The sequence below is a fragment of the Duganella vulcania genome (assembly GCF_009857655.1).
In the GTDB taxonomy this organism is placed as follows: Bacteria; Pseudomonadota; Gammaproteobacteria; order Burkholderiales; family Burkholderiaceae_D; genus Rugamonas; species Rugamonas vulcania.
The window spans coordinates 27,411-54,203 of record NZ_WWCX01000046.1; the positions used below are offsets into that span (position 1 = coordinate 27,411).

General features: G+C 55.1%; 21 protein-coding genes. 10 read left to right on the top strand and 11 right to left on the bottom strand.

Features of this window, described 5'->3' with window-relative positions; genetic code table 11:
• The first annotated feature begins 17 nt into the window (after positions 1 to 17).
• The 3 genes from GTP90_RS37055 to GTP90_RS21740 are packed head-to-tail and all read left to right on the top strand — an operon-like array spanning position 18 to position 3,851.
• Positions 18 to 548, top strand: coding sequence for a DEAD/DEAH box helicase family protein (locus GTP90_RS37055; protein WP_254451986.1), 531 nt, complete (start codon positions 18 to 20; stop codon positions 546 to 548).
• Positions 505 to 2,721, top strand: coding sequence for a DEAD/DEAH box helicase (locus GTP90_RS21735; RefSeq protein WP_254451987.1), 2,217 nt, complete (start codon positions 505 to 507; stop codon positions 2,719 to 2,721). Before GTP90_RS37055 ends, GTP90_RS21735 begins: the two co-directional genes overlap by 44 nt.
• Before the next feature lie 44 nt (positions 2,722 to 2,765).
• Positions 2,766 to 3,851 (top strand): DUF3644 domain-containing protein, encoded by a 1,086-nt coding sequence (locus GTP90_RS21740; RefSeq protein WP_161085498.1) that lies wholly within the window; start codon positions 2,766 to 2,768, stop codon positions 3,849 to 3,851.
• 220 nt (positions 3,852 to 4,071) lie between these two features.
• Here GTP90_RS21740 and GTP90_RS21745 read toward each other — a convergent pair whose 3' ends face one another.
• Complete coding sequence (locus tag GTP90_RS21745) at positions 4,072 to 5,238, bottom strand: tyrosine-type recombinase/integrase (RefSeq protein WP_161085499.1); 1,167 nt, start codon at positions 5,236 to 5,238, stop codon at positions 4,072 to 4,074.
• Between the two features lie 342 nt (positions 5,239 to 5,580).
• Here GTP90_RS21745 and GTP90_RS21750 point away from each other — a divergent pair, with 342 nt between their 5' ends.
• Positions 5,581 to 5,817, top strand: coding sequence for a hypothetical protein (locus tag GTP90_RS21750; RefSeq protein WP_161085500.1), 237 nt, complete (start codon positions 5,581 to 5,583; stop codon positions 5,815 to 5,817).
• 98 nt (positions 5,818 to 5,915) lie between these two features.
• Here GTP90_RS21750 and GTP90_RS21755 read toward each other — a convergent pair whose 3' ends face one another.
• The 4 genes from GTP90_RS21755 to GTP90_RS21770 all read right to left on the bottom strand — a co-directional run bounded on the left by GTP90_RS21755 (position 5,916) and on the right by GTP90_RS21770 (position 9,258).
• Positions 5,916 to 6,212, bottom strand: coding sequence for a hypothetical protein (locus tag GTP90_RS21755; protein ID WP_161085501.1), 297 nt, complete (start codon positions 6,210 to 6,212; stop codon positions 5,916 to 5,918).
• Positions 6,213 to 6,508: 296 nt separating this feature from the next.
• Complete coding sequence (locus tag GTP90_RS21760) at positions 6,509 to 7,246, bottom strand: hypothetical protein (RefSeq protein ID WP_161085502.1); 738 nt, start codon at positions 7,244 to 7,246, stop codon at positions 6,509 to 6,511.
• 13 nt (positions 7,247 to 7,259) lie between these two features.
• The gene (locus GTP90_RS21765; protein ID WP_161085503.1) at positions 7,260 to 8,438 is read right to left on the bottom strand and encodes a radical SAM family protein; all 1,179 of its coding nucleotides are present in this window, start codon (positions 8,436 to 8,438) and stop codon (positions 7,260 to 7,262) included.
• A gap of 280 nt (positions 8,439 to 8,718) precedes the next feature.
• Positions 8,719 to 9,258 (bottom strand): hypothetical protein, encoded by a 540-nt coding sequence (locus tag GTP90_RS21770; RefSeq protein ID WP_161085504.1) that lies wholly within the window; start codon positions 9,256 to 9,258, stop codon positions 8,719 to 8,721.
• A gap of 178 nt (positions 9,259 to 9,436) precedes the next feature.
• On the opposite strand from GTP90_RS21770, the gene GTP90_RS21775 reads away from it, so the two are divergent.
• Positions 9,437 to 9,886, top strand: a complete 450-nt coding sequence (locus tag GTP90_RS21775) for a hypothetical protein (RefSeq protein WP_161085505.1) — start codon at positions 9,437 to 9,439, stop codon at positions 9,884 to 9,886.
• Positions 9,887 to 9,927: 41 nt separating this feature from the next.
• On the opposite strand, the gene GTP90_RS21780 is transcribed toward GTP90_RS21775, so the two are convergent.
• From GTP90_RS21780 to GTP90_RS21790, 3 genes are all read right to left on the bottom strand, one after another.
• Positions 9,928 to 10,494, bottom strand: coding sequence for a hypothetical protein (locus GTP90_RS21780; RefSeq protein ID WP_161085506.1), 567 nt, complete (start codon positions 10,492 to 10,494; stop codon positions 9,928 to 9,930).
• A gap of 105 nt (positions 10,495 to 10,599) precedes the next feature.
• On the bottom strand, positions 10,600 to 10,761 hold the full coding sequence (locus GTP90_RS21785; RefSeq protein WP_161085507.1) for a hypothetical protein: 162 nt from the start codon (positions 10,759 to 10,761) through the stop codon (positions 10,600 to 10,602).
• A 141-nt stretch (positions 10,762 to 10,902) separates the two neighbouring features.
• Positions 10,903 to 12,168, bottom strand: coding sequence for a hypothetical protein (locus GTP90_RS21790; RefSeq protein ID WP_161085508.1), 1,266 nt, complete (start codon positions 12,166 to 12,168; stop codon positions 10,903 to 10,905).
• 733 nt (positions 12,169 to 12,901) lie between these two features.
• Here GTP90_RS21790 and GTP90_RS21795 point away from each other — a divergent pair.
• Complete coding sequence (locus tag GTP90_RS21795; RefSeq protein WP_161085509.1) at positions 12,902 to 14,992, top strand: DNA primase family protein; 2,091 nt, start codon at positions 12,902 to 12,904, stop codon at positions 14,990 to 14,992.
• Between the two features lie 75 nt (positions 14,993 to 15,067).
• Positions 15,068 to 15,847: a hypothetical protein gene (locus GTP90_RS21800; RefSeq protein ID WP_161085510.1), complete on the top strand. Its 780-nt coding sequence runs from the start codon at positions 15,068 to 15,070 to the stop codon at positions 15,845 to 15,847.
• Positions 15,848 to 17,018: 1,171 nt separating this feature from the next.
• On the opposite strand, the gene GTP90_RS21805 is transcribed toward GTP90_RS21800, so the two are convergent.
• Positions 17,019 to 20,864, bottom strand: coding sequence for an AAA family ATPase (locus GTP90_RS21805; protein ID WP_254451988.1), 3,846 nt, complete (start codon positions 20,862 to 20,864; stop codon positions 17,019 to 17,021).
• A 717-nt stretch (positions 20,865 to 21,581) separates the two neighbouring features.
• Here GTP90_RS21805 and GTP90_RS21810 point away from each other — a divergent pair.
• Entirely contained in the window at positions 21,582 to 22,328 is a 747-nt protein-coding gene (locus tag GTP90_RS21810) for a hypothetical protein (protein WP_161085511.1), read from the top strand.
• Between the two features lie 13 nt (positions 22,329 to 22,341).
• Here the strand turns inward: GTP90_RS21810 and GTP90_RS21815 are convergent, their stop codons facing one another.
• Positions 22,342 to 23,451 (bottom strand): alpha/beta fold hydrolase, encoded by a 1,110-nt coding sequence (locus GTP90_RS21815; protein ID WP_161085512.1) that lies wholly within the window; start codon positions 23,449 to 23,451, stop codon positions 22,342 to 22,344.
• 171 nt (positions 23,452 to 23,622) lie between these two features.
• On the opposite strand from GTP90_RS21815, the gene GTP90_RS21820 reads away from it, so the two are divergent.
• Both GTP90_RS21820 and GTP90_RS21825 read left to right on the top strand, forming a co-directional pair.
• Positions 23,623 to 24,969, top strand: coding sequence for a diguanylate cyclase domain-containing protein (locus tag GTP90_RS21820; RefSeq protein WP_161085513.1), 1,347 nt, complete (start codon positions 23,623 to 23,625; stop codon positions 24,967 to 24,969).
• Positions 24,970 to 25,087: 118 nt separating this feature from the next.
• Complete coding sequence (locus tag GTP90_RS21825; protein ID WP_161085514.1) at positions 25,088 to 25,798, top strand: DUF4386 domain-containing protein; 711 nt, start codon at positions 25,088 to 25,090, stop codon at positions 25,796 to 25,798.
• A gap of 18 nt (positions 25,799 to 25,816) precedes the next feature.
• On the opposite strand, the gene GTP90_RS21830 is transcribed toward GTP90_RS21825, so the two are convergent.
• On the bottom strand, positions 25,817 to 26,793 hold a 977-nt coding region (locus tag GTP90_RS21830; RefSeq protein ID WP_161085515.1), incomplete at its 5' end, for a DUF4231 domain-containing protein.

Here is a 26,793-nt window from a genome sequence, read left to right on the forward strand (position 1 = left end):
AGGAAAATAACAAAAACATGCTTACACTCAAAACCTACCAGCAGACCGCTTTAACGGTGCTGACCCAATTTCTGACTGACACACGCAGCAAGTCGGTGGCGGACGCCTACGCGGAAACACTTGCGGAACAGAACCGCAATGATGAAGCCTATCAGCCCTTGTTTGACGGTGTGCCCTGTGTGTGCTTGCGCGTCCCCACCGGCGGCGGCAAGACCATCATGGCAGCGCATGCTGTGGCTATGGCAGGCAAGGCCGTGCTGGACAGCGATGCGCCAATTGCGCTCTGGCTTACGCCATCGGACACTATCCGCACCCAGACTCTGGAGGCACTAGCTGATGCACGTCACCCTTACCGGCAAGCGCTGGCCCACTACTTTGGCGACCGCGTGCAGGTGTGCGACTTAGAAAGTCTGCAAACTATCAGCCCGCACGATGTCGGTAAGGCGGCCATCGTGATCGTTGCTACCATTCAGTCTTTCAACGTCACCGACACCGCCAAGCGTAATGGTTTACTCGTTTTTCGAGGAACTGGCGCCGCATTTCGATAACCTGCCGCCGCACCTGACCGCTGGCCTGGAAAAAGTGACCGAAGCCGATTTGTTGACCCAGCCTTACCTGACGACAAAGGACATAGGCCGGGTGAAGTATTCGGTGGCGAACTGGATGCACCTGCAACGGCCTGTCGTAATCGTGGACGAAGCACACAACAACCGCACCGACCGCTTTTTCAAATCCCTGGGGCGTGTCAATCCAAGCTGCGTCATTGAGATGACCGCTACCCCGGTGCCAGGCAATAATGTGCTGTATCACGTCGCTGCCGCCGAGTTGAAGGCAGAACAAATGATCAAGCTTCCTATCGTACTGGCCGAGCACCCGCAGGGCTGGCGCGAGTGTATGCGCGACGCTGTCTTGACCCGTGATCGATTGGAGCTTGCTGCGCAGCGTGAGCCGGATTATGTTCGGCCGATCGTGCTAGTTCAGGCACAGCCCAAGGGCGGCGAGGCCGTGGTGGACGTAGTGCGCCAACACCTGATCGAGCAGGAGCATATCCCGGAAAATCAAATCGCAGTGGCCACCGGAACGCAGAAGGAGCTGGACGGCATCAACCTGTTTGATCCTGCGACGGCCATTCGATATGTCATCACTGTCGAGGCACTAAAAGAAGGTTGGGACTGCTCGTTTGCTTACGTCCTGGCTAGCCTGCAATCTGTCAACTCGTCCAAGGACGTGGAGCAGTTGCTGGGCCGCGTGCTGCGCATGCCGTACGCAAAGAATCGGACGCAGGACTCGCTGAACCGAGCCTATGCCCACATTGTGGCAGACAACTTCGCGCAGGCTGCGGCTACCCTCAAAGATCGCATGGTGCAGAATATGGGATTTGAGAGGTTGGAGACAGCCTCCTTCATCATTCCTCAGCAGTCGCTGCCATTGACGGGAGGCGAAGGCGCGGCGCCAGCAGCCGTCCGCGCAGGTGGCGCTGCCACGCCAGCGATGCCGGATTGTCATATTGACCTGCCGCAAGCACCGGACACGCAGAACTGGCCTGAGGAATTGAGGCAAGTTGTGCGGGTCATGCAGACTACGCAAGGCGCCACAGTCTTGCTCAATGGCGAAATCAGCAGCGAGATACTTGCGCAGGCCGAGGTGTTCATTAGCAACGCCATGCCTCCCAAAGCGCGCGAGAAAGTTAAAGAGCAATTCGACACCCACAGAGCAGTGCGCCAAGCCATGCGAGCTCCTGCACAGTTGGGCTTGAACTTTGTTGCTGTTCCCCAGCTCTGCTTGAACCTGGACGGCCACCTCGAAGTCGTTGAGCGCGAAACGCTTTCCGCTTTAGGCGATTGGAGTCTGTTAGATCAGCCAGTGCAGCTTGCCAGATTTAGCATCACCGAGACCGTAAATTCGTTTGAGATCGACGTGAATGGAGAAAAAGTGAAATGGCGCCATATTGACGCCCAACAGCTTTTGCTCAATGAAACCATCAGCCACACCAGCCAGCAGGATCTGGTGCGGTGGCTGGACGTGGAGGTGCGCCAGAGCGACATCGGGCAGGCGCAGATGCAGGCGTATCTGGTTAAGATGATTACCCACCTGACCGCCGAGCGTGGTTTCACCCTGACCGCGCTAGTTCGCGCTCGCTTCCAATTGGCGCAGGCGCTAAACAAGGAAATTGGGCGGGTGCGCGGTATCGCCATGGCTCGAGGCTTCCAAGGTCGACTCATGGACATGGCGGTGCCGACGTTGGAGGAATTGGCGCATTTCAGTTTCCATTACCAGCCTGGCCAATACCCGGCGCGTCAGATTTATCAAGGCAGCTACGAATTTTCAAAGCACTTCTATCCCGTGATCCACGACCTGCACGAAAAGACGCAGGCTGGCCAAGTTGCGGAAGAGTTCCGCTGCGCGCAGGCCATCGACGCCAACGCCAAGATCAAGCAGTGGGTGCGCAATATCGAGCGGCAGGAAAAATTCTCGTTCTGGCTGCCTACGGCTACGGATTACTTCTACCCTGATTTCGTCGCCGAGTTGACCGATGGCCGCGTGCTGGCTGTCGAATACAAAGGCGAGCCATACCGGACAAACGACGATTCGCGCGAAAAGCAGCAAGTGGGGCATCAATGGGAGCAATCCAGCGACGGGCGTTGCCTGTTTCTGTTTGCCGTTGAGCGAGACTCTGTGGGGAGAGATGTATTTCAACAACTTGAGCAAAAGCTGGCATAGTTCGCTGATGAGGTATTGAAGTCGGTTACAACAGGGAGGCTTAGATGACCAGCAAGCGGATCGGACCATTGTTACGCCCATATTTGGAGAAGGCCCGGGACTCTGCACTTCTCGCGATTGAGGTCTACAACAAGCCTGCTATTAAGTTCAGAAGTTCTGGCTACATCGCTTTAATGGTGATTGCTTGGACAGCGCTTCTGCATGCCATTTTTATTCGGAAGGGAGTTAAACCCTACTACAGAAATACAAACGGAAAGTTCCAAGAAGTAGATGGTGATTTTCGACACTGGGAACTTTCCACATGCGTGGCTGAGTATTGGAAGGCCGAGCCCAACCATCCAGTGCGCAGTAACGTGGAATTCTTCATCCCTCTGCGCAACAAGATTGAGCACCGTCACCTGCCCGAGCTTGACACCGCAATTTTTGGTGAGTGCCAGGCCTTGTTGCTCAATTTTGACGAGCTGCTTGGGGAGCATTTTGGGGCGGCACAACAACTGCGCGAAAGTCTATCCTTCTCCCTGCAGTTATTTCCCAGTGGCGAGTCCTTTGCCCAAGCCGTCAAGGCCAACAAGAAACTTGCAGACGTAAAGAAATTTATTGACGGTTATCGTGCGATGATTTCCACGCAGGTCATGGGCAGCAGTCAATTTGCCTTCAAGGCATTTCTGATCCAGGTAACCAATCATCAGTCCAACGACGCGTTGCCAATTCAATTTTTTCATCGCGACAAACTTACCGATGCCCAGAAGCAGGAATTCGATAAGTTTGCCGTCATGATCAAAACTAAGGAAGGCACTGTTGTGAATGGAGGCCTACTCAAACCCGCAGTTGTAGTGACACTGGTACAAGCGGGGCTAGGCAACCCCAAGATAATGCGGCCTACCGGCGAAACAAATAAATTCAACGTGACGACGCATTCGCTATTCTGGAAACGCTATAAGATTAGACCTCCAGCTGGCGCGAAGAAACCCGCCGATACCGTTAAAGAGTATTGCGTCTATGATGAACCACATAAAGATTATCTTTATACAGGTGCTTGGGTCAAATTCTTAATTGAAAAAATGAAGATCGACGGTGAGTATGAAGGATTGTTTCGTCCACCGGTTGCAGTTGGGGCTGCTGCGAAGTAGCTGTCGGCGCGCAAGCCAACAACTTGTCCGTCCATAAAGAGAGAAACAAAGCGTTGCATGCATTCAGTGACAAGGCCTGATACGCACGAGCCGCGCGCTGCCACTCCGATGCGAGTCTTTCACACGGATCGCTTGCGGTGTTCGGCGACAAAAAAAAACCCGCATGGGCGCCTTCGATAAACTTGAAGGCACCCATGCGGAAAATGTGAAACGTTGTGGATCAGCGATCCGTGTTAGCGAGCATGGTCACAGCCGCCATCGATGCCTCGCGCATGGCCCTGCTATCGGCCAAATGTGCATAGCGTTGGGTCGTTTGGCTGCTGGCATGACCGAGCATTTTTTGAATCGTGTAAAGACTAACGCCGGCAACGGCGGCTGCCGATGCAAAACTATGGCGCATATCGTGTATGCGCGCGTGCTTGACTTTGGCCGAGGCTAAAGCGCGCACCCAGACTTTACGAATGTTATTCATGGGTTTTTTCGGGTCTACACCTGGAAACACCCATGGACTTCCTACAACTGGCTTGATGGTCCTGAGCAGGTCGATCGCCACTGAGTTCAAGGTTACATACCTTGAGCGGCCCGATTTCGTGTGGCTTAAGAAAATCGTTCCCTCCTTCAAATCGACCGCACTCCACGGCAAGGTAAGCACCTCTGCGTGCCGCAGGCCACTGTACATCAAAAGCAAGACCGCCTTAGCACCGAGACGGTTGGGCTCGGCATCGAGGGCCATTTGCAGACGCTTGATCTCATCCGACTTTAACGCGCGCCCGACGTCGCTCGATTCCTGCAATTTCTTAATGCCGGCGCAGGGATTTTTTACGACACCGCGTTCCCACAGGATCGCGAGACCCATTATGCGCGACAGAAGCGCCACATGTCTGTTGCTGGTGGCGTTCGAGTGACTTTGCGCGATCGCAGTACGGTACATATCCACATCACGACGGGATATGTCGCAGATGCGCTTATGACCGAAGACCTTGAGCATGTGCAGACGCAGCTTGCTCTCATCCATGTCGGCAGAACGCTTATGTTTCTCAGCATAAGGCATGTACTCGTCGTTTGCGAATTCTGCAAACGACGGCATGTCCTTGACCATATCAAGCTGAGATTTTGGATCGATGCCGCGATCTACCATCGCTCCATACTCGATCGATTTTTGACGTGCTTCGTCAACCGTGATGCCAGGGAATTCCCCGATGCGAATCGCGGGCTTCTTGCCATTGAAGGTATAACGGTGGTACCACGTCTTGCGGTTTTTCGATACCATCAGCTTAACGCTTGTCGCTATGTCAGTATACTCAATCTCCTTTGCCTTCGACCCTGGTGCTGGTCCAGCCAGTTTTTCGCAGATCTTGGTCGTGAAATTGTATTTGCGGTTTGCCATGTAAGTTCTCCTGAAATTGCATAAAAAAAGCCGCCAATGGCTACACCACAGGCGGCTGTTGTTGGTTGAAGGAAGACCTACTGAAATTTCCTCCCTATTATGTTGTTCACGATTCCTCCAAGAAGGCTGTTTGTGATGCACCGATGGAACGGGGCGGCAACGACTTCTTTGTATCGCCGCCGTCTTCTGCTATTGATTAGAAAATTGCATCGGTGGGAAAAAGAGAAGCAAAGTAAGACAACGTGACGGTGGTTTCACTAGACCTTGTGTCCGCGTGCTACGCGGCGGGTCGTGTACTCCACAGAGCCAGCATCCACAAGGGCTCCAGCAGAAACGGAAATTATGGAAACCGGCATCAAGTCCCTCTCTGGTCCATTTCTGGTAAATCTGTTTTCGTTCTGCCAGAAATTTTCAAAACCTGCCTCCCTCCCTCCCCGCGCAGCTGATGCGGCGATGAACTTGGTTGACCGCGATGCAGACTCAGCAAGTCCTGTGACCGCCTCCAAAATTTTCCGGGGTCACCTCCCTCCCCGCGCCGTGATTTTCAAGGTGCGGTTGAAATCGTCAACAGTGATGTGAATTTCGATCCGGGGAGGGAGGGAGGCAGCAACCAAGACTTTTCGGCAGCGATGTAGAGTGCGCCAAAAAGTCGGGCCGCATTATCGACGGCGGCTGGATCAATATTCGTCGGGCAATAGCAACGTGGTGGCCGAACGATCGGCTTCGGTAATGATCCAAATACGCGCGCCATCCGCCAATGTGTAGCTCGAAAGCAGACGCGCGCCGATACGCAGGGCATCGGTGTTCGAAACGGCATCATCGGGAGGCACATCGCCCCAGTCACCGCGCATGTGCCGAGAGATAAGGCGCATTGGAACGACACCATTTTTTTCGAGGGCATGGAGCGCGCCGGGTGTAGCGACGAGATCGCCCAAGGGGAATAGCATGGCATTGCTGGTAGTGGGTTGGTTCATAGAAAATCCTCTATTGGTGAGTAGACATGGCAAGCATTCGCACCCAGCACAACGCGGTGCAGGATGGCGCTTATTCAGGCTTCGGGATATTGTTTGTTAATGTGCCGTCACGATTTTTTTGGTAATCGATTCCGGCAGCACGGCAGTAGTCCAAACGTTCCTGCGGTGGCGCAAGTTCAGGAAGTTTTCTTGAGGCGGGAGGAGCCTACTTGTTTGGCGATGGCGCACAAGCGAATGCTGGTAGGGTATGGACGTTTTGCTGACCGTTGCGGTCATAGGTGCGCTGACAATTGGCGTCAGTACGTGTAACCATAGTCAAAGAGCTCTGTTCTGACTGCCGAAATTTCGATATGGTTGACGTCAGGCGACGCCAAGATATCAGCGATACGCAGGTACAGGGTTTCCATTTGCGGAGCAGGATGAATGGAGTAGTCTTCCTCGGAATGATAGCCCTCCATCTCGATGCCGAGCATGGTTGGATTGATCGGAATGGTCAGCGCAACGAATTGCTGAGGATTCATACCCTCCAGGTTCAACGCTAGGCCGGTTACGGTAACGACAAGGCCGTCGCTGACGAGGAAGTCGGTAGCGTGCTCGGCATCGTTCACGTCGACGGCATCCTCCATACCATCAGGATCGACCAGCTGTACGCAATAGGAATTCAACACGTTCTGGTAGTACACGGCACCGCGATGGTGATAGGTCGCGATAAGCGGCGACCAGTACGCGATGATCTTTGCATAGTCGTTCGGCAAATTTGGCGCGCCGGAAAATATCACGCCCCGTAATTCAGACTTTATTCTTACATGCTGTTGATAGGTTGCGGCATCTGCAGGCGTTAGACGAATCACCACCTCAGCATCAACGGGCAGCTTGGCAAGATTGAGTGCATTGATGTTGAGGTAATACCCCGGAGACTTGGTGAGGTCAGTGGTTGGATCGTCACTCAAGCTGACACGGTCATAGTAGTCCATATCCTTGATGACGCTTATCGTCGTCATCGCTTCCGGGCTGATGTAAATTGTGGCTTGCATAGTTTTATTTCCTCTATTCGTTGATGGTGAATCCCTTGCGCAGCAGCTTGACTTTGTGACGCTGCTCGACGATGGGGCGATTGATGTTGAACAAGCAGAGATCGCGCGTACCGCTGACGAGATTTATCTGCTTGGTGCTAACGGCACGGCGTATGACCTGCTCGCCAACCGAGCCGTCAAAATGGAATTGACCGGCGCTGAAACTCACACGGTCCACGTCGTACTGTGCACCGGCAATAAATTTCATTGCGTCTGCTGGTGACTTCATCAAAATGAGCTGGATGGTTTTTCCTGCGCGAGCTGACCTGCCAAGAAAGTAGCGTGGATAGCTGGCCACTGACTGCGATACCTCTTTGAATTTGAAAGCAAACTGATCTTCCAGAATCAGCATCACATCGGCGCTCAGCGAGATAAGGTCGATGTCCGAAAATTCTGGATGAACCCTTGGCGATAGCAGGTGCTTGGCGAAGCCACCAAACAGATACAGGCGCGGTTCGTTCATGAGGTACTGCGCCAGCCGCTCGGTATCCAGTACGATGTCATGCCCCACGCAATCCACCGTAGACAGGTAGCGACCGGATAAGCATAGTTCCTTGGAGACGAACACGATGCCGCTGTGTCCGAAGGTCAGCTCGCCAAAATTGAGCGGGTGGATGCTGTTGAGGTTTTCACGCAGCACGAGGCGCTTACCCAGACGGCGGTAGAGCGCAAAATACTGGGGCTTTAACGTGGCGATGTCCAAGGTGGGCAGCGGAGGTAGGACCAGTGAGTATTCGATATCAATCCCATCCCACTCCAGCTGATAGCGTCCGATGTCGTCCAGCACGTCAGTGTCCAGGGACACTGAGACGTAGTCCACGATGTCCCGCAGCTTGGCGATGTGCTGGATTTCGCGGGTGATGATGCGGACCTTGTAGCCGTGTTTCTTGATGGCCTGGATCATTGCCAGCAATTGCGGGCCATACTCCTCGAATCGGTATAGTGGATCGGCTCCACCGCTAATCGTGATAAACGATTTATCACATTGCGTGATGAACGCGGAAATTGCACCTGTACTTTGACCACCATGTGGCAGCAGCGGCGAATCGCGCCAGTTACAGTAAGAGCATGCCTTGGTGCAGCCGAATCCCTTGGATTTCCAGTTTACGATAATCGTAAAGTTTGGCGATGCCGGTCTGATGTCCGGTTTCATGTCCGGTCCTTTCGGTGCAGGGCGATGATGTGGCTTGCTAGTTGAGTGAAATGGCGGATGAAGTCGGCGCAACGCTGCTCGAAGTGCACGCGCGATGGCTGTGGAGGATTACGTGACCAGGTCAGGATTGGACGCGGCGATTGATTGCTCATGATTGAAGTCTCGATTTGGTAAGGGAAAATGAAAAGCGCCCGAAGATCCACAGGGATCGTCGGGCGCTTGGCGGGAGCCTTGTCGGCTCGATGAAGGTTAGAGTGAGTTCGGCGCTTCCTGTCAGCGGCTATTGGATCTTCGCCATCTCGGCCTTGTAGCCAGGATCATTAACCACCGTTTTGGTGATGGCCCACATGATCACCCAGCGTGCCACGCCAGCAGGAACGAATGTTGCGCCACCTCGTGGCTCTTCGCGGCTATAGACTATTTCGTGGTTGATATCGAAGTTGCGTACATCGGTGCGGACTGAGAAGCCATCGCTATACTCGCCGCGCATGCTGCACACGATAGCGCCGGTGTCGTTGCGGGTGCCTTTGAAGACCGCATCCGTGAACCGGTAGTACATCTTCTTGCCCAGGCCGGCAGGGAGCGTATAAGACTTCAGGATGAAGTCGTAGTTCTCGCCGCTGTAATCCGATTTGAGGATGAACGCGCCCTTCCGGTTGAAGTAAATGTCGTTATACGTTCTGACTGCATCAGCGGCCAGCGCCTTGGCGATTGCGGCGTTGGCCTCGGTTGCGTAGGGGATACATGGGTTTGCCGCGAGCGCCGACGCGGACAGGATCGACAGCCCAGCGGCGAATACGGCGAGTTTGGTTTTGTTCACGATGGCTTTCCTATGAGATGTGATTTAAGAATTGGCTGCGTACCCGGCCACGTTGGATATTTCCGTCTTAGTGCCGGGCCAGTTATATGCCGCAGAGTAATTTTACAGTAACTACATGGTTTCAAATAAACTTCTTGGTACTACATAGTTACTGTACAAGTTGGTACCGTCCGGCTTCATGGATGACACAAACGAAACAATCAGGCAGCAGTTCAGCGAGCGGCTAAAGAAGGAGCTAGCCCGCGCTGGGCTACCTGTTGCCAGCCCTACGCAGATAACGAACGAGTTCAATCGCCAGTACCCGCAACACAAGATGGCCGCCCAGACGATGCGGAAGTGGCTATTCGCGGAGGCGATACCGACTCAGGCCAAGCTGCTAGCGCTTGCCGATATGCTAGGCGTATCGCCGCAATGGTTGCGCTTTGGGATGGGAGCACGAAAGGTGTCGAAGCCCAGCGGAATGGCACATGATGATGCCTCCATTCCTCCGGGAGGCGTTGTCGTCAGCCAGCAGCAGGCCGCGTTAGCGCCTGTCGTTGATCTGTTGATGCGGCTGTCGCCGTCAAACGTGCGACTGGTGGAAAAGATCGTGCGCTGCGTCCTTGATGAGCAGGACACGCAGCACTGAACGATTCGGCTCTTGATCTGAGCGGCAATGGGACGCTGGCGTTATTTTTTTCGTGGAACCGTCAGCGTTTTCTTGTGTTCCATGTGATCCGCAACTGGCTCGGCTTCGAGCGGTTTTTTGTCAGCGTCCTTGATGCCAATCTCGATCAGTTTTCCTGGTTCGGCAAACATCGCTTTTTTCCAGGCAGACCAAACATGCTGCGTTTCGGCCTCCGGCGCCGCCGTTATCAGCCCCTCATTGCGCAAAGCTGTAGTCAAGAAGCCCGCGTTGTTGCTACTCCGACCGACGAAGGCTTGCTTGAAGGTCTTTGACGGAAAGGGCTTAGCAGGCAAGGATGTGTCCAGGCACGCTTCGATCTTCGTAAAGCCCACCCGCTCCTTGCTAAAATACCCACCTCCCCTATTCGATGTGATGGCGATGAAAAGCTGCTGACGATCAATGTCAGCGAGCACGTTGTAGCCGATGCTGCCTTCAGAGCGCGCGCTCAGCTTGGGTGCAATGCCTTCCTTGAGCAGCCAGAACGATTGTGCGATGGCGGCTTCCGGCGAGGTCGCGTCGGTGGGTATCGATGATTCGGTACTTGTCGCGGATGAATCCATGGGGAACATTTTTGTCAATCTCCTGTTATGTATCGATGATTCAGAAAGCAAAAATCCCCATGACTTTGCGGTCATGGGGATTCAAATGGTTTGCTGCTGAGCGTTGTTGGTCGGTCAGCGACGGTACTTGAGCGAGAAGGCCAGATCAAGGCTACGTGGCAACAATGCCTGCTTGAGAAGCGTTGCGCCGACATTGCTTGTTCGGGTGTTGAGCGAGCGTGTGGGCGAGCTCTGGCTTGACCACGTCCAGGTCGGTTTTGCCGTGATATCGATCATTGGTGGGACTTCCTTTTCTACGTTGAATTAAAAAGCCCGAAGACCTGTACGGGACTTCGGGCTCTGGATGGATTTAACCGTCAAAATTATATATGTCGGAAATCCCCATCGATTCGGGGAGGCATGACGCACGGATATAAATTAAACCATTGCAGCAGTCTGCACCTCACCATTGGCATCAAATGTAAGAGCAATGCGCATCTCAGCACTACGGCTAAAGTACTTGTTCACCTTGGAAGTGAGGATACCCATTGAGCTATCATGATTTTTCTGCTGTTCAAGAGCACGCTGACGGAAAGACTGCGCCTTGCGGGCAATATCGTTCTTCCGATGATCCAGCATCTCCTCGCTGTTAAAGACTGCCGAACTTAGAAAATCTTCAGCCTTCTTATTCAGGGTGTTTGAAAGTGATTCCACCCTTACGGCCCAAACACTTCCACCACCGTCAGGGCGTGAATATTGCTTACCCATCGGGTCAACATAAGTAACAATGAAATTGATCATCGCAAGTAATTGCATTACCAATTCGTGACGTATAAGCAAAGCTATTGCAGCATCCGCGTGACTACCAAGCGCCTTATAGGTGTTTTCCGTTCCACCCCAGCTATCGATATCCGACTGCTCGCCAATTCGCTTGGTAAGCATTGCGACGTCCTCATGCAATTTATCCCGCCAAATATGCGACTTTAAAACTAATCCCTCGATTACGTGCTTCATCTGAACAGGCATATCCTCCGGCGCCTGATGCTGCTTAATGTACTGCCCCAATTTCATCAAATAGCTTATAGAACCAGTAATATTAGCTCTGTCTGTGGCCTCCAAGTTATCGAGTACGGAACTGACGGCGTTCTGTAGGGCGGCTAAACTGCGTTCGATATCCGCTAAATGTGATTGCGCAACGATGATACTCACAAGTTGATAGCCGCCAGCAGCAAGCTGACGCAACTTGCCAGTTTCGATTACTCTTCCTTTGCCGACAATTTTGCCGGACGCGTCAATAGCATCGGCCAACGTCTCGCCTGCTTTAGTTTTCATTAACGTATAGGTTCCCTCACTCAGGCCAGATTGTATTTCCGGCTTGAAGAGCAATTCTATCGACTTGTTAGGAAGGCTAACTACACCCCGGAAAACTTCAGATACGAGGCGCCCGGTCCTCTGCACCATGCTGTTCCCCAGATCGAGATATTGCACCCCTGAGGGGATGGTGCTGATCTCAGCCCCCTGAAAAACGACCAATCCAGCTTGATCCAAAATGGAGAAATTACCAGGTAAATGCGGCATCTCATCCGGAGCGGCCTCTTGTTTTACCGTCGTGGATTTGCTGCCACGCTTGCCCCTCCAAACTGCGATCCCTATGACGACCGAGATAAGTACAACAACGCATGCCGCCAATGTAGAGGTACTCAATTTTCTTCCTTTCTGGTTCGAATGCCTGAGACGACAATAGTACAAGAAATTTCAAGCTAGCAACTGAATGGAGAGTCTATCAATAAGGGCCAGCCGCCCACTTTTGGTCACAGATCGATACAAATCCCCCCGAACTTTAGCTAGCCCGCACTGGGTTCGCCGAACAAACACTGCACATGGGGTTGAAAATAGTTGTTGACATCTCGAAAGTTACTCGGCTATTCTTTCGGCTCATTACTGCATTGAGAGCAGCTCTTTCTCGCCTGTCGCGAGCGCCGCAACATTCTCATGCAACACAACCCTATACAGACAGGCATGTCCTAAGGCTTCAAGCCAGCACGGACGATTCAGCGAGCAGATGAACTAGGCTGACCTAGCATCCAATCGCACCAGCAAAGCACCAGGCATAATGCCGCGAACTGATTTTGTTCGTACACATCTGCCGAGATTAGTGTTTTGGGAATCGTATCGTCGATCCCATCTACACGACTTGCCAGGCGCGCTAACTAGCGCAATCTGTCACGTCATGTCGGGTTCGATGGACTTCATGCAGCGTTATCTAACGTGGCATGTCGCCGGCGCCGTGGTGCTATTCCCCTCTCACTAAAACCCTTCCGCTCCCAAAAGAGCGACGCGGGTATCGCTTGCGAGTCGTCAAGGCATTTGGCAATTCGCGGCCCAGTTTTAATAACGGCGTCGGACAACCCTAAATTGACTTTATAGGACCGACAGCATGAAAAGATCTATCACTACCGCCTCGAAGAAAGCCGCTACTACCCCAGCGCCCCGCAAGACTGACGTGCAAGCAGCAGTCCGCAGCGCGGTCAACAGCACTGATGAAGTGCCGTCATTTTCGATCAGCACTTACGAAAATTGCAAGGACAAGCGTCCGAAGCAAATGTCAATTAATAGCTCTGAGCTGGAAGGCATGTTGTCCACGCACGAGGTTCGCGAAGACAAGGACGGTCCTGCATTTTCCGGCGCAGAGTACCAGCCGGACACGCCGCGCAAGAATGAAAACGTTATCCAGCTCAACTTGGCGATCCTTGACGTTGATGGCGGCAACGTCGAGGCATTTAAAGAAAAGTGCAAAGCGCTGGGTTGGAAGTGCATCATTTACTCCACCCACAGCCACACGACTAGCAAGCCATGCTTCCGCGCCGTATTCCAACCTTCGCGCGCCATTCAGCCGGGCGAGTGGAAGATCGTTTGGGATGCTATGAATTATTTGCTTGGTGCGAATGCCGACAAGGTCACGCGCGATCTGAGCCGCATGTTCTATTTGCCAAGCCATCCAAAGGAAACTGCAGGCGAGGCGTTCATTGAAGTTATCGACGGTGACAAACCTTTGGATGTTGACCAATTGCTCCTGACGCCCGTGATCGAAGAAGTCGTGAAGAAGAGCCGGAAGAAGTCGTCGGCAGGCTCGTCCGACGACCTTTCCTGTCGCGACATCGCCGAAGAAGTACGAGCCTCCTTCGCAGGCGGCCTGTGGTACTACCACGAAAATTTCCGCATGTACGAGAACGGCTACTGGCGCAAGATCGACCAGCGCGTTGAAGTAACTAAAGCCATTCTTGAAAGCTACGCCGGTCTGTCGGCCGCAGGTGCCTATGAAGTCACTGAGACCCTGAAAATTCTGTGCTCCCAACTGGGCGAGGAAGCGAACCGCGTGGGCGACAAGGCCAATCTGGACGTGATGCGCCGCCTGATCTGCCTGAAAAACGGCACCCTCGACCCCGTTACCCGTGAGCTGCTGCCGCATAGCCCGGAGCACCGCCGCTTGTGCGCCCTTGATATCGACTGGAACCCTTCCGCCAAGGCCAAGCGCTTCCTGAAGTTTCTGTACGAGATCTGGGGCGCCGAGGACGATTACCAGCATCGCGTTAAGACCCTGCAAGAATTCATGGGCTATACGCTCCTGCCGAGCAATAAGTTTGAACGCTTTCTGTGGCTGGTCGGCTCCGGAGCGAATGGCAAGAGTGTACTGCTGGCTTTAATGGCGGCTTTGGTCGGTAACGCGAATACGACCTGGGCACATCTCGACCGCCTAAACAAAACTGCTGTCCGCGCCGCGCTCGAAGGCGTGATGCTGAACATCTCCACTGAAATGAATGCCGATGGCACCATGGCAGATGGCTATCTCAAGTCCATTACGTCTGGCGAGGCGGTCGATGCTGAGCCAAAATACAAGGATCCCTACTCCTTCATCCCCACCGTCAAGCTGGTGGCAGGCACTAATCACCTGCCACGCCTGAAGGACACGTCGGGTGGATTCGCGCGTCGCGCCATCATCCTGTCTTGCAACAAAGTCTTCGCGCCTGAAGAGCGAGATGCAAATCTCACCGAGACGCTTGCCGGCGAGTTGGACGGCATCCTGGTCTGGGCGCTGGATGGCTTGGCGCGTCTGCTCGAACGCGGTCGCTTCGTGCCGCCGCCATCTTCTGACGCCATGGTGCAAACGTACCGCACTGAGGCAGACTCCGTCGCCATGTTCAATCATGACTGCCTCGACGCATGCGACGTGGGTACTGCATCCGGCATCCTCTATGCCGAATACCGCGAGTACTGCACCACCAACGGCTTCCACCCGACTAACGTTGCGATCTTTGGTCGCCGCCTGACTGAAGTTGGTGTCGCGACACTCCGCAAGTCGGCCGGTAAGCCAATCCGTGCCGCCAAATTCCGTGAGGCCAGCGAACAACCTGTTCAGCCGATCTCAGCAACGGCCGGCAGCAAGGTAGTGAACCTGGTCCGCAGCGGCACCAAAGTGAGCGCCGCCGAATTGTTCGGCGACGATTTGATGACCGGAACCGAAGGCTAATTCGCCTCATACGAAACCACGGCAGCGCGCCCGCCTCTCACTTGGCAGGCGTCACACGAACCCTAAGGAATCAATATGCTTAACGAAAATTCGAATTCGCGTACCACTTGCTTCGACCAACAGGCCGCATCCTTCATCGCCAGCTCTGAGCGTGAAGTATGTATGGCGATGGACATTACACATCTCATGCAAGCCTTCGGTGGCAAGTTGGTGGATGCCAGTGCAATCAAGTTCTATGTCCAGCGGGAGCGAGGCTATATTGGAACTTGGGAAAACGGGGGCATGGTGGACTATTCAGCACAAGTCCTTGAGTGCGATGAGTTCAAGATGAAACTCCTCAGCAAAGAGGCGGCAAACCCTCACACGTTTGCTCTTATGGATGCCGCCTGTGATGCAATCCCCGCCGCGCACGAAAAGCTCAACGTTTATCTCTTTTTCCCATTTAAAGGTACGGAGGGACGTCAAGTCACAATCCACGCCGGAAACCAGCTTTATTGGATCAAGGGCGGTAGGCTGCTCGCATCGGGCAGCGTCTGTGAAATGTATCTTAGTGAGCTTATCGTCCTGTCCAATGGACTAATCATTCCAGCTACGGCCACGCGAGACCAGCATGACTTCGCACCAATTAAACTTTCGGCTAAAGCGCCAGCGAACTGCCAATCAGAGGTCAAGAATTTGGCTGCTTACGCGTCTCAGATGAAGAGGTACAAAGAAAATTGGGCAGCCCGAGTTGAGCATAAAAATGGCATCCGCGCCCTGCCGTTTATTTCAGTTCAGATCGCTGAAGAGTTCATGGAGGACATGATCCCTAATCTCGACTTGGCTGCGGCTGCGCGCAAAAAACTGCGCAAGTGACCAGCTAAAAAGAAAGAGCTCCCCTCCATCCTCGACAGGATGGAGGCATTAAAATTTCTATGAAAATATCATGACCCGCCAGAACTATTTCCGCACGAAACCATCAAAATTTGAGATCGCTAAGCAAGAAAACTTAATGCGTGACTTCTCGCGATTTCTTAGACTGCCGCCAGGACGAGAATATCCGGACCCTAGTACTCCCGGCCTTTACATTCAAGTTTCTATAGCGGGTGAAAGGACGCTCTGGCACCACTATTACTACGATGACTGCCGCTATGCTGAGTGCCTCGGCAAATTATGCCTCAGTGCCCTCAAGCACGCGCGCGAGTTCGTTCATGATGAGTCGCAGTACGTCCAGTCCGTATGCTAGTACAGGGCTTACATTGAATGGCGTCGGCTGCTTTCGTATATTGACAGCAGCTGATCTACACGCTGCCCTTAACGACAAATTCATCCTGATTCACTAAGGCGGCGTAGCGGAAGGCGATACTAGAAAAAGTAGATGGTATTTTCCGCCGTATACTACTGGGCCGTCACTCCGCATCCAGCCAGCGAATAGACATGATTACTCCCGCCATCGGCGACTGCCATGACTGTTTCGTACCTGTATCACTGACAACCGCATCTCTTCGGCACATCCGATTCGCGTACGAGCGCGCAAATATGGATACGTCAATTTCCCGTTGCTTACGTGGCGGCGTGCTTATGAAGATGTTGGGGCCAGATTCTTGCTCACACGCCCCCAAGCAATTGCCCAGCGCGTTGCCCATCGCTGTGCCTCGGCAGATCTAGTTCCTAGAAGGCGATCTATTGCCACGGCCTTACGATATCGAGCGTATCGCGCACGCCGACTTTCCACCCCTGATGAATCCATTTTTTCTCCGGCGTCTATCCATCGAAGAAATCGGTGTGATGCTTGCACCGAGGGTCGGCCGCCTCAGTCGATCATTACCGATCAATGGCTGCAATTTTCAAACATCATTTTCAGGTAAACATCGTACAAATCAGCCTTATCAAGGCTTTGATTTTCCTCAAATTTCTCGCTCTTACATGGGGCAATTTGCATGCAAATTGCCCCATCAGACTGCACCGTTCCTGCGACAGAGGGACCAGAATCATTCTGCTTTAGCCATTGCAGATAATCAACCAATGCCCGACATGGCTTTATGCATTAGACACATCCAAGAATCAGGTTGATGTTGGCATTAATTGTATTCAGATCCAAGCCAGTTCCATTGCCTTCTTCTGTCACAAGCAGAGTACCGACGGACTCATCATCTTTACTCTGCTGCGATAACGGCCAGATCTTCGCTTTGAGATACGCAGCCTCTTTTCGCTTCCAACGAGCCTTATATTCATCATCATCTAGCATGCCGTTATGCTCCCAATACCAGACGGTACCAGCATCTTCGTCACGTATCGTGAAGTCCGGATAACGCTCCACCCCATCGAGCATCAACGGCTGCTCGTATTGGTACTTGATACCTGCATTCTTCAGCTTGTCCGCAATGATCCATTCCGATTTCGAGCGAACTAGCTCCCCGTTCTCAGTCAGGTAAATCAGCTTTTTATCCAGGAAAACCGACTTGTTACGAACCTTGATTTCAACAGGCAAAGAAGAGTCGAACAGGTTAGTCATCCGCCGATTAATTTCCGATGCGGTCTCACGACTGAAGTGAAGCAACTCCCTAAAATCTCCTTGATGCAGGATTACGAGCTTGTTTTTCTGACGCGTTAGCGCCGTGTAAAGCATCTCGCGCGACAAGTTGCGGCAGGGGTTGGGGATTACGACAAACGTCGTTCCAAATTCGCTGCCTTGCGTCTTATGGACAGTCAGGGCATAAGCCAGCTCCAGTGGCGGTGAGCTCTCCTGCGAATCGAACTCCCAAGACTTGTATTTGTAAGCGACCCCGGGCTGCGATGCCAGCTCAACTTCAATTTCGTTCGGACTCCAGTTTCTCGCCTTAGTCTTGCGGTGCCCGGTCACGATCCCGATATCGCCGTTAGCGACATAGGCGTCATCTTTTTCTGGATAAGTTTCACGCTTGCTGCTGTTGACGACATTGATTACCTTGTCCCCATAGATAATCCCTTCCGGTCCAGCGGGGCTTGTAATTTTCCTGTTCCATCCGGTCTGCGACGCCATCGTCAGGAAATTTTTTCTAAATTGCTGCTGCAAGGCGCGATTTATTGCAGTAACACCTGCTTGTAGCTGCTTGATCGGCGATAAGATCTGCCATGCTTCAGCTTTTTTGGATGCCCCTGGTCGATCCTTATATTCGGTATTGAAAAAGACCGTTGACCCACCTTCATACTCTGAAAACACTCCACCCAACGATTCTTCGAACTTCACTTCGTCATCTATTGAATCAAGCGGCAACTCAGTTTTCAGCTCTTGCAAAAGCAGATCCAAAAGCTGGTCTGGCTTGTTCCATTGAACAAGCTTTACGAACTTCGATTGGCCGCTAATAACCGTGTTCCAGATCTCGTCAGAGCCGGCATCCAGAGGTTGACCGCTGAAAGCCTCGGCAAGCAGCACATCGTCACGCGTTTTTCCTTCTTCAGCATCCTGACGCATCGTCACCGCCAGTTCCGCAAAACAGTCTGCCACCCGGGGCCAAACACTGTCGATCATATCCGGCTTCAGAAACCGGATAATGTCTACATAAGGGCGGCCCGCGCCAATAGGCGGCAACTGCTTGGGGTCACCTACCAGCACGAGTCGATCAACTCCCTCAACCGCATCCAATAATGCAGCGAGCTGTTCCTCAGTCAGCATCGAACACTCGTCAATGATGACAGTACGATGGATCGCGGAACGATCCGCGTCCGTATTGACGAAATATCGCCCGGTACTCCCGTCGTAACGCTCCCACTTGTTCAGGAACTGGGCAACTGTCTGTCCTCGCCCCTTCAATCCAGTCGTATGCTCGGCACGAACGCGCGCCTTACCCGTCGGAGCCAACAGCAGGATGCCACCATCCTTCACGCTTTCAATGCGACACAATGCCTTGAGAAGCGTGCTCTTGCCTGTTCCCGCAGCCCCCATCAACACAGATACTTTGGATTTGAAAATAACTTCAAGTGCAGCGGATTTTTCCTTGCGCGCTTTCAAATCACGATCGCTAGGATCCTCCTCAGGCGTTTCATGATTTTGCATTTGAGCTTCTTCAATGACGCTATCAACCAAGTTCGCCCATTCGTGGTTGCCCGGGTTGAATTTAGCGTTCTTGCGCTTGAGGATCTTTGTCTTAATCACGGAGGATGTCTCGACGTAGCGATCGAGCTGGAAGGCTTCCGTGACCTCCTTCGATTTGATGATCGCAATCTTTGGTGCCAGATCGTCCACGACGGCCAACGTATCCATATCCAATGGACAATCCGGTTGCAGTGTGCGATCCCGAATACGCTGCACAAGCCAATTGGCCACAAGATAGGTGTGGCCTTCATCGCTAGCGGCATCCTCCAACGTGAGGATCATAAGAGCACGCACTCGACGCTCATCAACCGCCTCACGCACTCGACTAAGTTCGGCAAGGGGGAAATCCGCACGGATCGATTCGGGCGGGAACAGGCCACGGTCTACGATCTCGAAAGCAATTGGATCGGCCTGCAAGCGATCGTCTTCATACACCAGATACGGATTACTCAGAATCGCTGTGTCACCCAATTCGATACCTGCTTTGTCGCGATCAGTCTGTTGATACCAACGCGAAGCCTGCGAATCAGTCAGATTGAATCGCGCGAGGAGCATCAGGAGCGCGCGTCGTTCATCAGGGAGCTTTTCCCATTTCTTCCGTAACGTATCGCCGATGCCATCACGCAGGTATGCAGGCAGCGTATCGGGTGCCTTAAGTACGGCGCTCAAAACCGGCCACGGATCAAATTTTTCGTCCTCATGGCTTGCCAAATACCATGCCAGCAGATTCCCGTGTGCAAAACCAAAGGCATTCAACGCTGCCCCCAGGCCCGGGAATGCGCCACGCACTTTCCACAAACGGTTTAACTCCGAATCGATCCATGCCAGATAGTCATCCCAAGGAACGTCTGGCAGATGTTGTCGCATCGCCTTGATAGCCTTTTCGATGCTCAGCAATGATGCAATCGCACCGTCATGCGCGAGGTGTTCTGTGCCGTAGGAGTAGCTGCCAAAGTATTCGCTGGGTGCAAATGCCGTACACGCGGTGAGGTCGATTGACTCGTCCTTTTCCGCAGTCAGCAGCAATTGTTGATAAGGCAGTAGAAAACCCTCCCCGCCTTGGACACGGATTGAATGCTCGATATTCCGCTCCCACAGATATCCGCTGATCTTATCCTTTGGACGCACACCTCCTGCATAGCGATATTCGATTGGCGCACCTATCGACTTGATGCGCCCAACCCCTACAATAACTCGCCCGGTGTCTTCAACCAGCGGTGTCCGCTTGGCGTAAAAAAACACCAAAGATTCATCCGGCTTAGCAGCACTGAAGAAAGTGTCCAGAATGGCGCGCTGATTGTTACCTGCTTGCACCCAGGTTTTCGCGTCTTTTTTGTAGGACGGATTCAATGTCAGGTCCGGTTCGCGATCCGCCTGGTAGTCAAACTGCAGGGTTTCTTTGAAGCCTTTCCCAACCCATTTGTTCCCCTCGACATGCTCGCGCAACATCCAACGAAAAGGAATTGCTGCCACTGAAAACGGGCGAATCGTGTAGGGTGTTTCGGCGAAGTGGCCGTGGGTGACTGTGGCGCTTTCTGCATAGGGATGCTTCTTTTGCATCGAGAGCGGGAACGGTGCCATGAAAGTACCGTGTTCATCGACGCAAGGCGGCCGTTGTTCCTGCGTGAAATTTTCTATGCTCTCGTCCGCATGATCTGTTTCAAACGCATCATCACGCCCAGTTGCAATGCGCGGCAGGATCGTGCAGCTCGTATTGGCACAACACTGCCGGCAGATATTGCCCCGCCAACCGGAGTCATGCCAAGGCACGCGGATAGTCAGATGTTGCACGGGTAATTTGCGCGAACCTTCAGTCATGGTTTCCCTTAACGATAATCTTGATGTTGTTATTTAAATCGACTAGAGCCACGCAGACAATCGACATCTTTTGCACGGACGGCAGCTCTCTTCACTCTAACCTTCACGAAAAAATGACTAACTTCTGATTTTATTCCATTGTCGAAAAAACATTCACCGGAGCAAGTATATACTGATCTAACGAGCAGGCTTGTCGATCAAATTTACTGCTACTGCCCCATCGTCATTGCGAGAAATAGCCAGCGCTGGTTCCAAGCTGGTTGTGACTCTGGTCCAGCGGAGGAATTAGCATTCTCACGAATACGGTTTGGTCAGGAATGTAGTTGGCGGGGCCAAATTCAGAACCAGCCAATCGGCGGTCCGCAGCAGGTTTTTTGGGCTAGGATCGCCTGATGAGCGCCTGAAGCAGATCAGCAACTTCTGCGCGTATGCCCTGAAACAATACCTAACGCTCCCCTCGAGCATTTTTCATTGGCTTAGTCGCGGCTTGAGCATTGTAAGCCCGCCTCCTGTACGGTTTTATCTGGATGGCGCTGGCGCTGAGGTTGTAGACTGTCGGCTAAAGTGCGGGCAGCCGTCTTGAAAATCCTTGTGTCGGTGGTTCGATTCCGCCCCGGGCCACCAAGAACAGTGTCAAAACAGAACGCCAACCCCTTGCAGGTTGGCGTTTTTGCTTTCTGGCCCCGTTATCATCACACAGGGAAGGCGGCGCCGGACATGACCGATGTAGACGCGATGCAGGCCCGGTTATCCGGCTTTTATCGGGAGCAGCTCTCCGCCCTGCGCCATTCCCCGGATTTTCAGGAAGAAAAGGCGGCCATGCTTTCCGCCCCATTCCTGCTGAACCTCTGCGCTGCAAGAGCCTATTTCACCGCTCGCCCCCGGGTCATGTACATAGGCCAGGAAACCAAGGGCTGGCTTTGCCGGCTGCCGAAGGTGCTCGATGATCCGGAGTACCGCATGCCCGCCCTGCTTGCCGGTTACGAAAAGAGCCTGCTTGGGGTCCCCGGCCGCTCACACTTCCTGAAGACGCGGCTCCTTCTCGAGCGTGAACTGGCTGGCGGCGTCCCCGGCTCGGTCATCTGGAACAATTTATCCAAAATGGACGTATTCAGGGGAAAAGGTAAATCCAGAAACGCCCGGAATCACTCGGCAGCGCTGACGAAGTTTTCCGCCGATCTGTTCCGCTACGAGCTTGAACTACTGCAGCCGGATGTGATTATTCTCGGCTGCAGCGCAACCCACGACGCTGTCGTCAAGTCACTGTTCGGGGCGCCGAAGCGCAGGACCGTGCGTGTCCACGTGCCGAAAGAGCTGTGGCATTTCACGTACGGCCGTATTGACTGTTTCAGGACGCTGCATCCTGCGGTAGCAAGATTCGGCAGGCACGGGACGATACAAAAACACTACCGCACGATTATCCAGGCCATCAAGTCGAGGGTAGTCTCCGCAGCGATGGATTGAAAATCCAGGACGGCTACTTGCGTTTGGACCGCGCCACCGCCAGCGGCCGCACCGTCTCCAGCAGGCTGACCAGGGTCTTGCCCGGCTCCTCCCATGGAATCATGTGGGCGGAATGCTCGAACCACACACCGCGCTTGTACGGCGCCTTGACGCGCTTGAGCCACTGGTCGGTCGGCACCGACGGCGTGGTGTAGTCGTTGCGGCCCATGAACATCACCACCGGGATCGGGAAGCTGCGCACGTTGCGATAGTCGACGCGGAGGAACTCCGGCAGCAAGCGGCCCAGCGAGAACACATTGCCGGCGTCAATGGCGCCAACGTCGCAGTCGTTATACTCCGGCGACAGCTTGCCTGCGTCATAGAAGTATTCCGAACTGTCGCGATAGGCGCTCAAGCCACCGTAATACTGCGCCCAGGTACGCTCCGTGACGATACGTTCGCGGGTGAGCGGCTGGTCGCCGGGATAAGGCGCGATCGCCGCCAGCTCCTTGACGGCCTTCTCGTTGTTGTGTGCCTTCGATTGCTCGACCGCGTAGTCAAAGCTGATCCGCTCATTTTCCTGGGTGCTGATCACCTGGCCAATGCCGACGTAGGCAAAGAAAAGGTCCGGCCGCTTCAGCGCCGCGCCCATGCCGATCACCGTGCCCCAGCTGTGCCCCATCAGGATCACCTTGTCCTTGTGGTAGCGGGCCTTGATGTACTCGGCGACTTCGATCGCATCGTCGATGTAGCGCGGAATGTGGATGCTGTCGCTGATGGTGTCCGGCGCGGTTTCGTTGAAGGTCTTGCCGGCGCCGCGCTGGTCGTAATTGACGATGGTGAAGTACTCTTCCAGGGGACGCTGGAACTGCCAGATAGCCGGGATCAGCGGCGAGGCCGGACCGCCATGGACGAACAGGATCACGGGATTGTCCTTGTCTTGCCCGCGCACGTTGATCCATTGGTCGATGCCGCCGATCCTGGCCTTGTAGGCTTCCTGCACGCCGGACGGCGCGACGATGCGGCCCAGGTCCTTGATCACTTCCCGCGCCTTGGCATACTCAGCCTGGCTCTTGCACTCTTGCGCCCAAACGCCGCCGCACAGCGACGCCAGCAGAACACCGCCCATCAGAATTTTTTTCATCGGCTCACAACCCTGAACATGAGGAAAATGCGATTCTAGCGTAGTGGGCGCGCGTCCGTGCCAGACGCTCGGCCCGAACTATTATCGCCGCCGGCAGTCCAAGTCAGTAGACGACTCTCGCCGCCTTTTCTGCTTTCCCGCGAGTGATGACGATGAGAAGAGATAAGCAATATGGGACTTTCACACTTCATCCTGGCAAACATGGACGTCATCCTCGACAAGTGGGCCGAGTTTGCCTCCACCCTGGTGCCCGAAAAGCGCCAATTCAATCGCGAGGCCCTGATCGATCACGCCAGGCTGATGCTGGAAACCATCGCCACCGATCTGCTGACTCCGGAATCGGCATTCGAACAAACCGAGAAATCCATGGGGCGCTTGGCGAGGGGGCCGGAGATCAGCGCGGCCAGCCTGCACGGCGCGGCGCGCGAGGAGTCCGGCTTCACGCTGAACGCGACGGTGTCCGAATACCGGGCGCTGCGCGCCAGCGTCACCCGGCTGTGGGAGGATCTGCCCGAAAACCAGCCCATGCCGCCGGAGGCCGTGGTCGACCTGGTGCGGTTCAACGAGGCGATCGACCAGGCCCTGAAGGACTCGGTCACCAGCTACTACGACGAGAAGGAACAGAAGATCCGCCTGTTCGACGCCATCCTGTCGTCCACGCCCGATCTGAGCTGCATCTTCGACCTGGAAGGCAGGTTCACCTACGCCAACAAGGTCTTTCTTGAATTGCTGGGCATGCAGCTCGGCGGCCTGGTCGGGAAAACCTACGCGGACTGCGGCATGCCGAACGCCGCCGAAAAAGACCGCCAGGTCAAGCAGGTCATCCAGACAGGCCAGCCGGTGCGCGGCGAGTGCTGCTTCGCGCACCGCCCCGGCGACGGCGACCTGTACGAATACATCCTCACCCCGGTCTATGATGAAAACGGCCGCATGGACGGCGTGGCCGGCACCTCGCGCAACGTCACCGACCGCAAGGCGGCGGAAATCAGGAACTGGAAGCAGGCCAACTTCGACCCGCTGACCGGCCTGCCGAACCGCTGCCTGTTCCACAACCGGCTGGAGCAGGAGGTCCTGCACGCCACCCGCAGCGGCGGGCCGATCGCGCTGCTGTTCGTCGACCTCGACAAATTCAAGGCGGCCAACGACCGGTTCGGCCAAGACGCCGGCGACCTGGTGCTGCAGTACGCCTCGGCGCGCATGTGCGCGTGCGTGCGCGAAACCGACACCGTCGCCCGCCTCGGCGGCGACGAGTTCACCATCATCCTGCAGGACCTGAACGAAAACGGCCACGCGGAGAACGTGGCGCGCAAGATCCTGGTCCAGATGCAAAGGCCGTTTCACGTCAGGCAGCAGGCGATCCACATCTCGGCCAGCATCGGCATCGCGCTGGCGCCCTTCGACGCCGATACGCCAGAGGAACTGATGCGCGACGCCGACCACGCCATGTACCTGTCCAAGGAAGCCGGATGCAACTGCTTCAGGTTTTACTCGCGCCCCCACCACGATCACGTGCCTTAGGCTGCCCACATCAAATTTATCTTGCGCTCATTTCATATGTCAGATATTGTTGACACATGAAATTGAAAATCTTTTAACCAAGCGCACATTTCGCGCCACTTTCGCCAAGGGCAGCCGCATGAACACACTCAGCAAAAACGCCAGGGTCGCAGGCCTCTTCTACCTGCTGGTCATCCTGATCGCGCCGTTACGCCTGGTCTACATCCCCAGCAAGCTGTTCGTGGGCGGCGACGCCGCCGCGACCATCGCCGGCATTGCCAGCCACGAACAGCTGTTCCGCCTGGGCATCGCCGGCGACCTGGTCACCGGCGCCGTCAGCCTGGTGCTGACCTTCACGCTGTACCGCCTGTTCCGGGACGTGAACAGGAACACCGCCCTGCTGATGCTGATGCTGGGCTTCATGGACACGCCGCTGTATTTCTTCAACACGCTCAACGACATGGCCACCCTGATCCTGGTGCAGGGCCCCGACTTCCTGGCCGGCTTCAGCAAGGTCCAGCGCGACGGCCTGGCGACCATGTTCCTGCGGGTGCACGGCATGATGACCTATGCCTCGGAAATCTTCTGGGGCCTGTGGCTGTTCCCGCTGGCGGCGCTGGTGTACCGCAGCGGCTTCCTGCCGCGCTTCCTGGCGGTCTGGCTGGCCATCAACGGCTTCGCCTATCTGGCGCTCAGCTACGCCGGCCTGCTGCGCCCGGAATGGAACGACATGATGGCCGGCATCGCCTTCCCCTGCCAGCTGGGTGAGGTCGCCTTCGCGCTGTGGATCCTGCTGCGCGGCGCTAAGCAGGGGAAAGCCGCCGCGCTGCCCGCCGCAGTGGCCGCATAAACCTGCCCTCGCCCGCCGTCACTTGCCATGCCAGCTGAGGCGGCGCTGCTGGTGGGCCGCCAGCCAGCCGGCGTTTTCCTCCAGCACCGCCTTGCCCAGCGCGAACAGCAGGTCGCGCGCATGGCGCTCCTTTTCCGCGCTGGAACCGGCGCCCGCCTCGATCTCCTCCAGCGCCACCCGGGCGCGCCCATACAGGCCACGCAGCTGGTCGGCCTGGGCCAGCGTGTCGCCATGCCCCATCTTGTTGTTGAGCGACAGCCAGGCCGCGCCCACGCCGGTCGCCAGCTTCATCCCCGACAACAGTAAAGCCAGCAACGACGCGTAGCTGCGCCCGCTCGTCAGCACCAGCGTCAGCGCGGCCGCCGCGCACAGCAGGCCGGACAACAGCAGATCGTTGCCGATCGCCACCGCGCGGGTGTGGTGGCGGCGCCGGCGGCGGTTGCCGTTGCCGTTCAGGTAGGCCAGCTGATCGGCGATCCAGCCCCGCACCACGCGCAGCGCCGGCAGGCCCGACACCGGATGCGCCACCAGGCAGGCGTCCAGCGCGTGGCGCACCCAGCCGATCTCGCCGCTGTACTTGTGCACGTAGTGGTCGGTCACCAGCGCCGGTTCGCCGGCGCACAGCCAGTACATCTGGAAGCGCAGGCCCTCGGCCAGCGCACGGTAGTCCAGGTAGGCATTGCGCTGGCGCGACAGCGCCACCCACAGGTAGATGGCCACGGCCCCGCAGGCGCCGGCCGCGAACGCCAGCGATTCGATCAGGTCGCCGTGCGCGGGACTGAGCAGCCGCAGCGACGACGAGGCCGCCGCCAGCACGGCCGCCGACGCCAGCAGGCGCCAGCGATAACTCCAGTAGCGCTTGCTGCGCTCGGCCAGCACGTCGACCGCGCAAAAGGCGCGCAGCAGCGGCTCCAGTCCCAGCCCGATCCCGGCCGGCAGTGTGGCGACGCCCGGCAGCGCCAGGCTGGCCAGGTAGGCGTGGCCGGCCGCGCGCA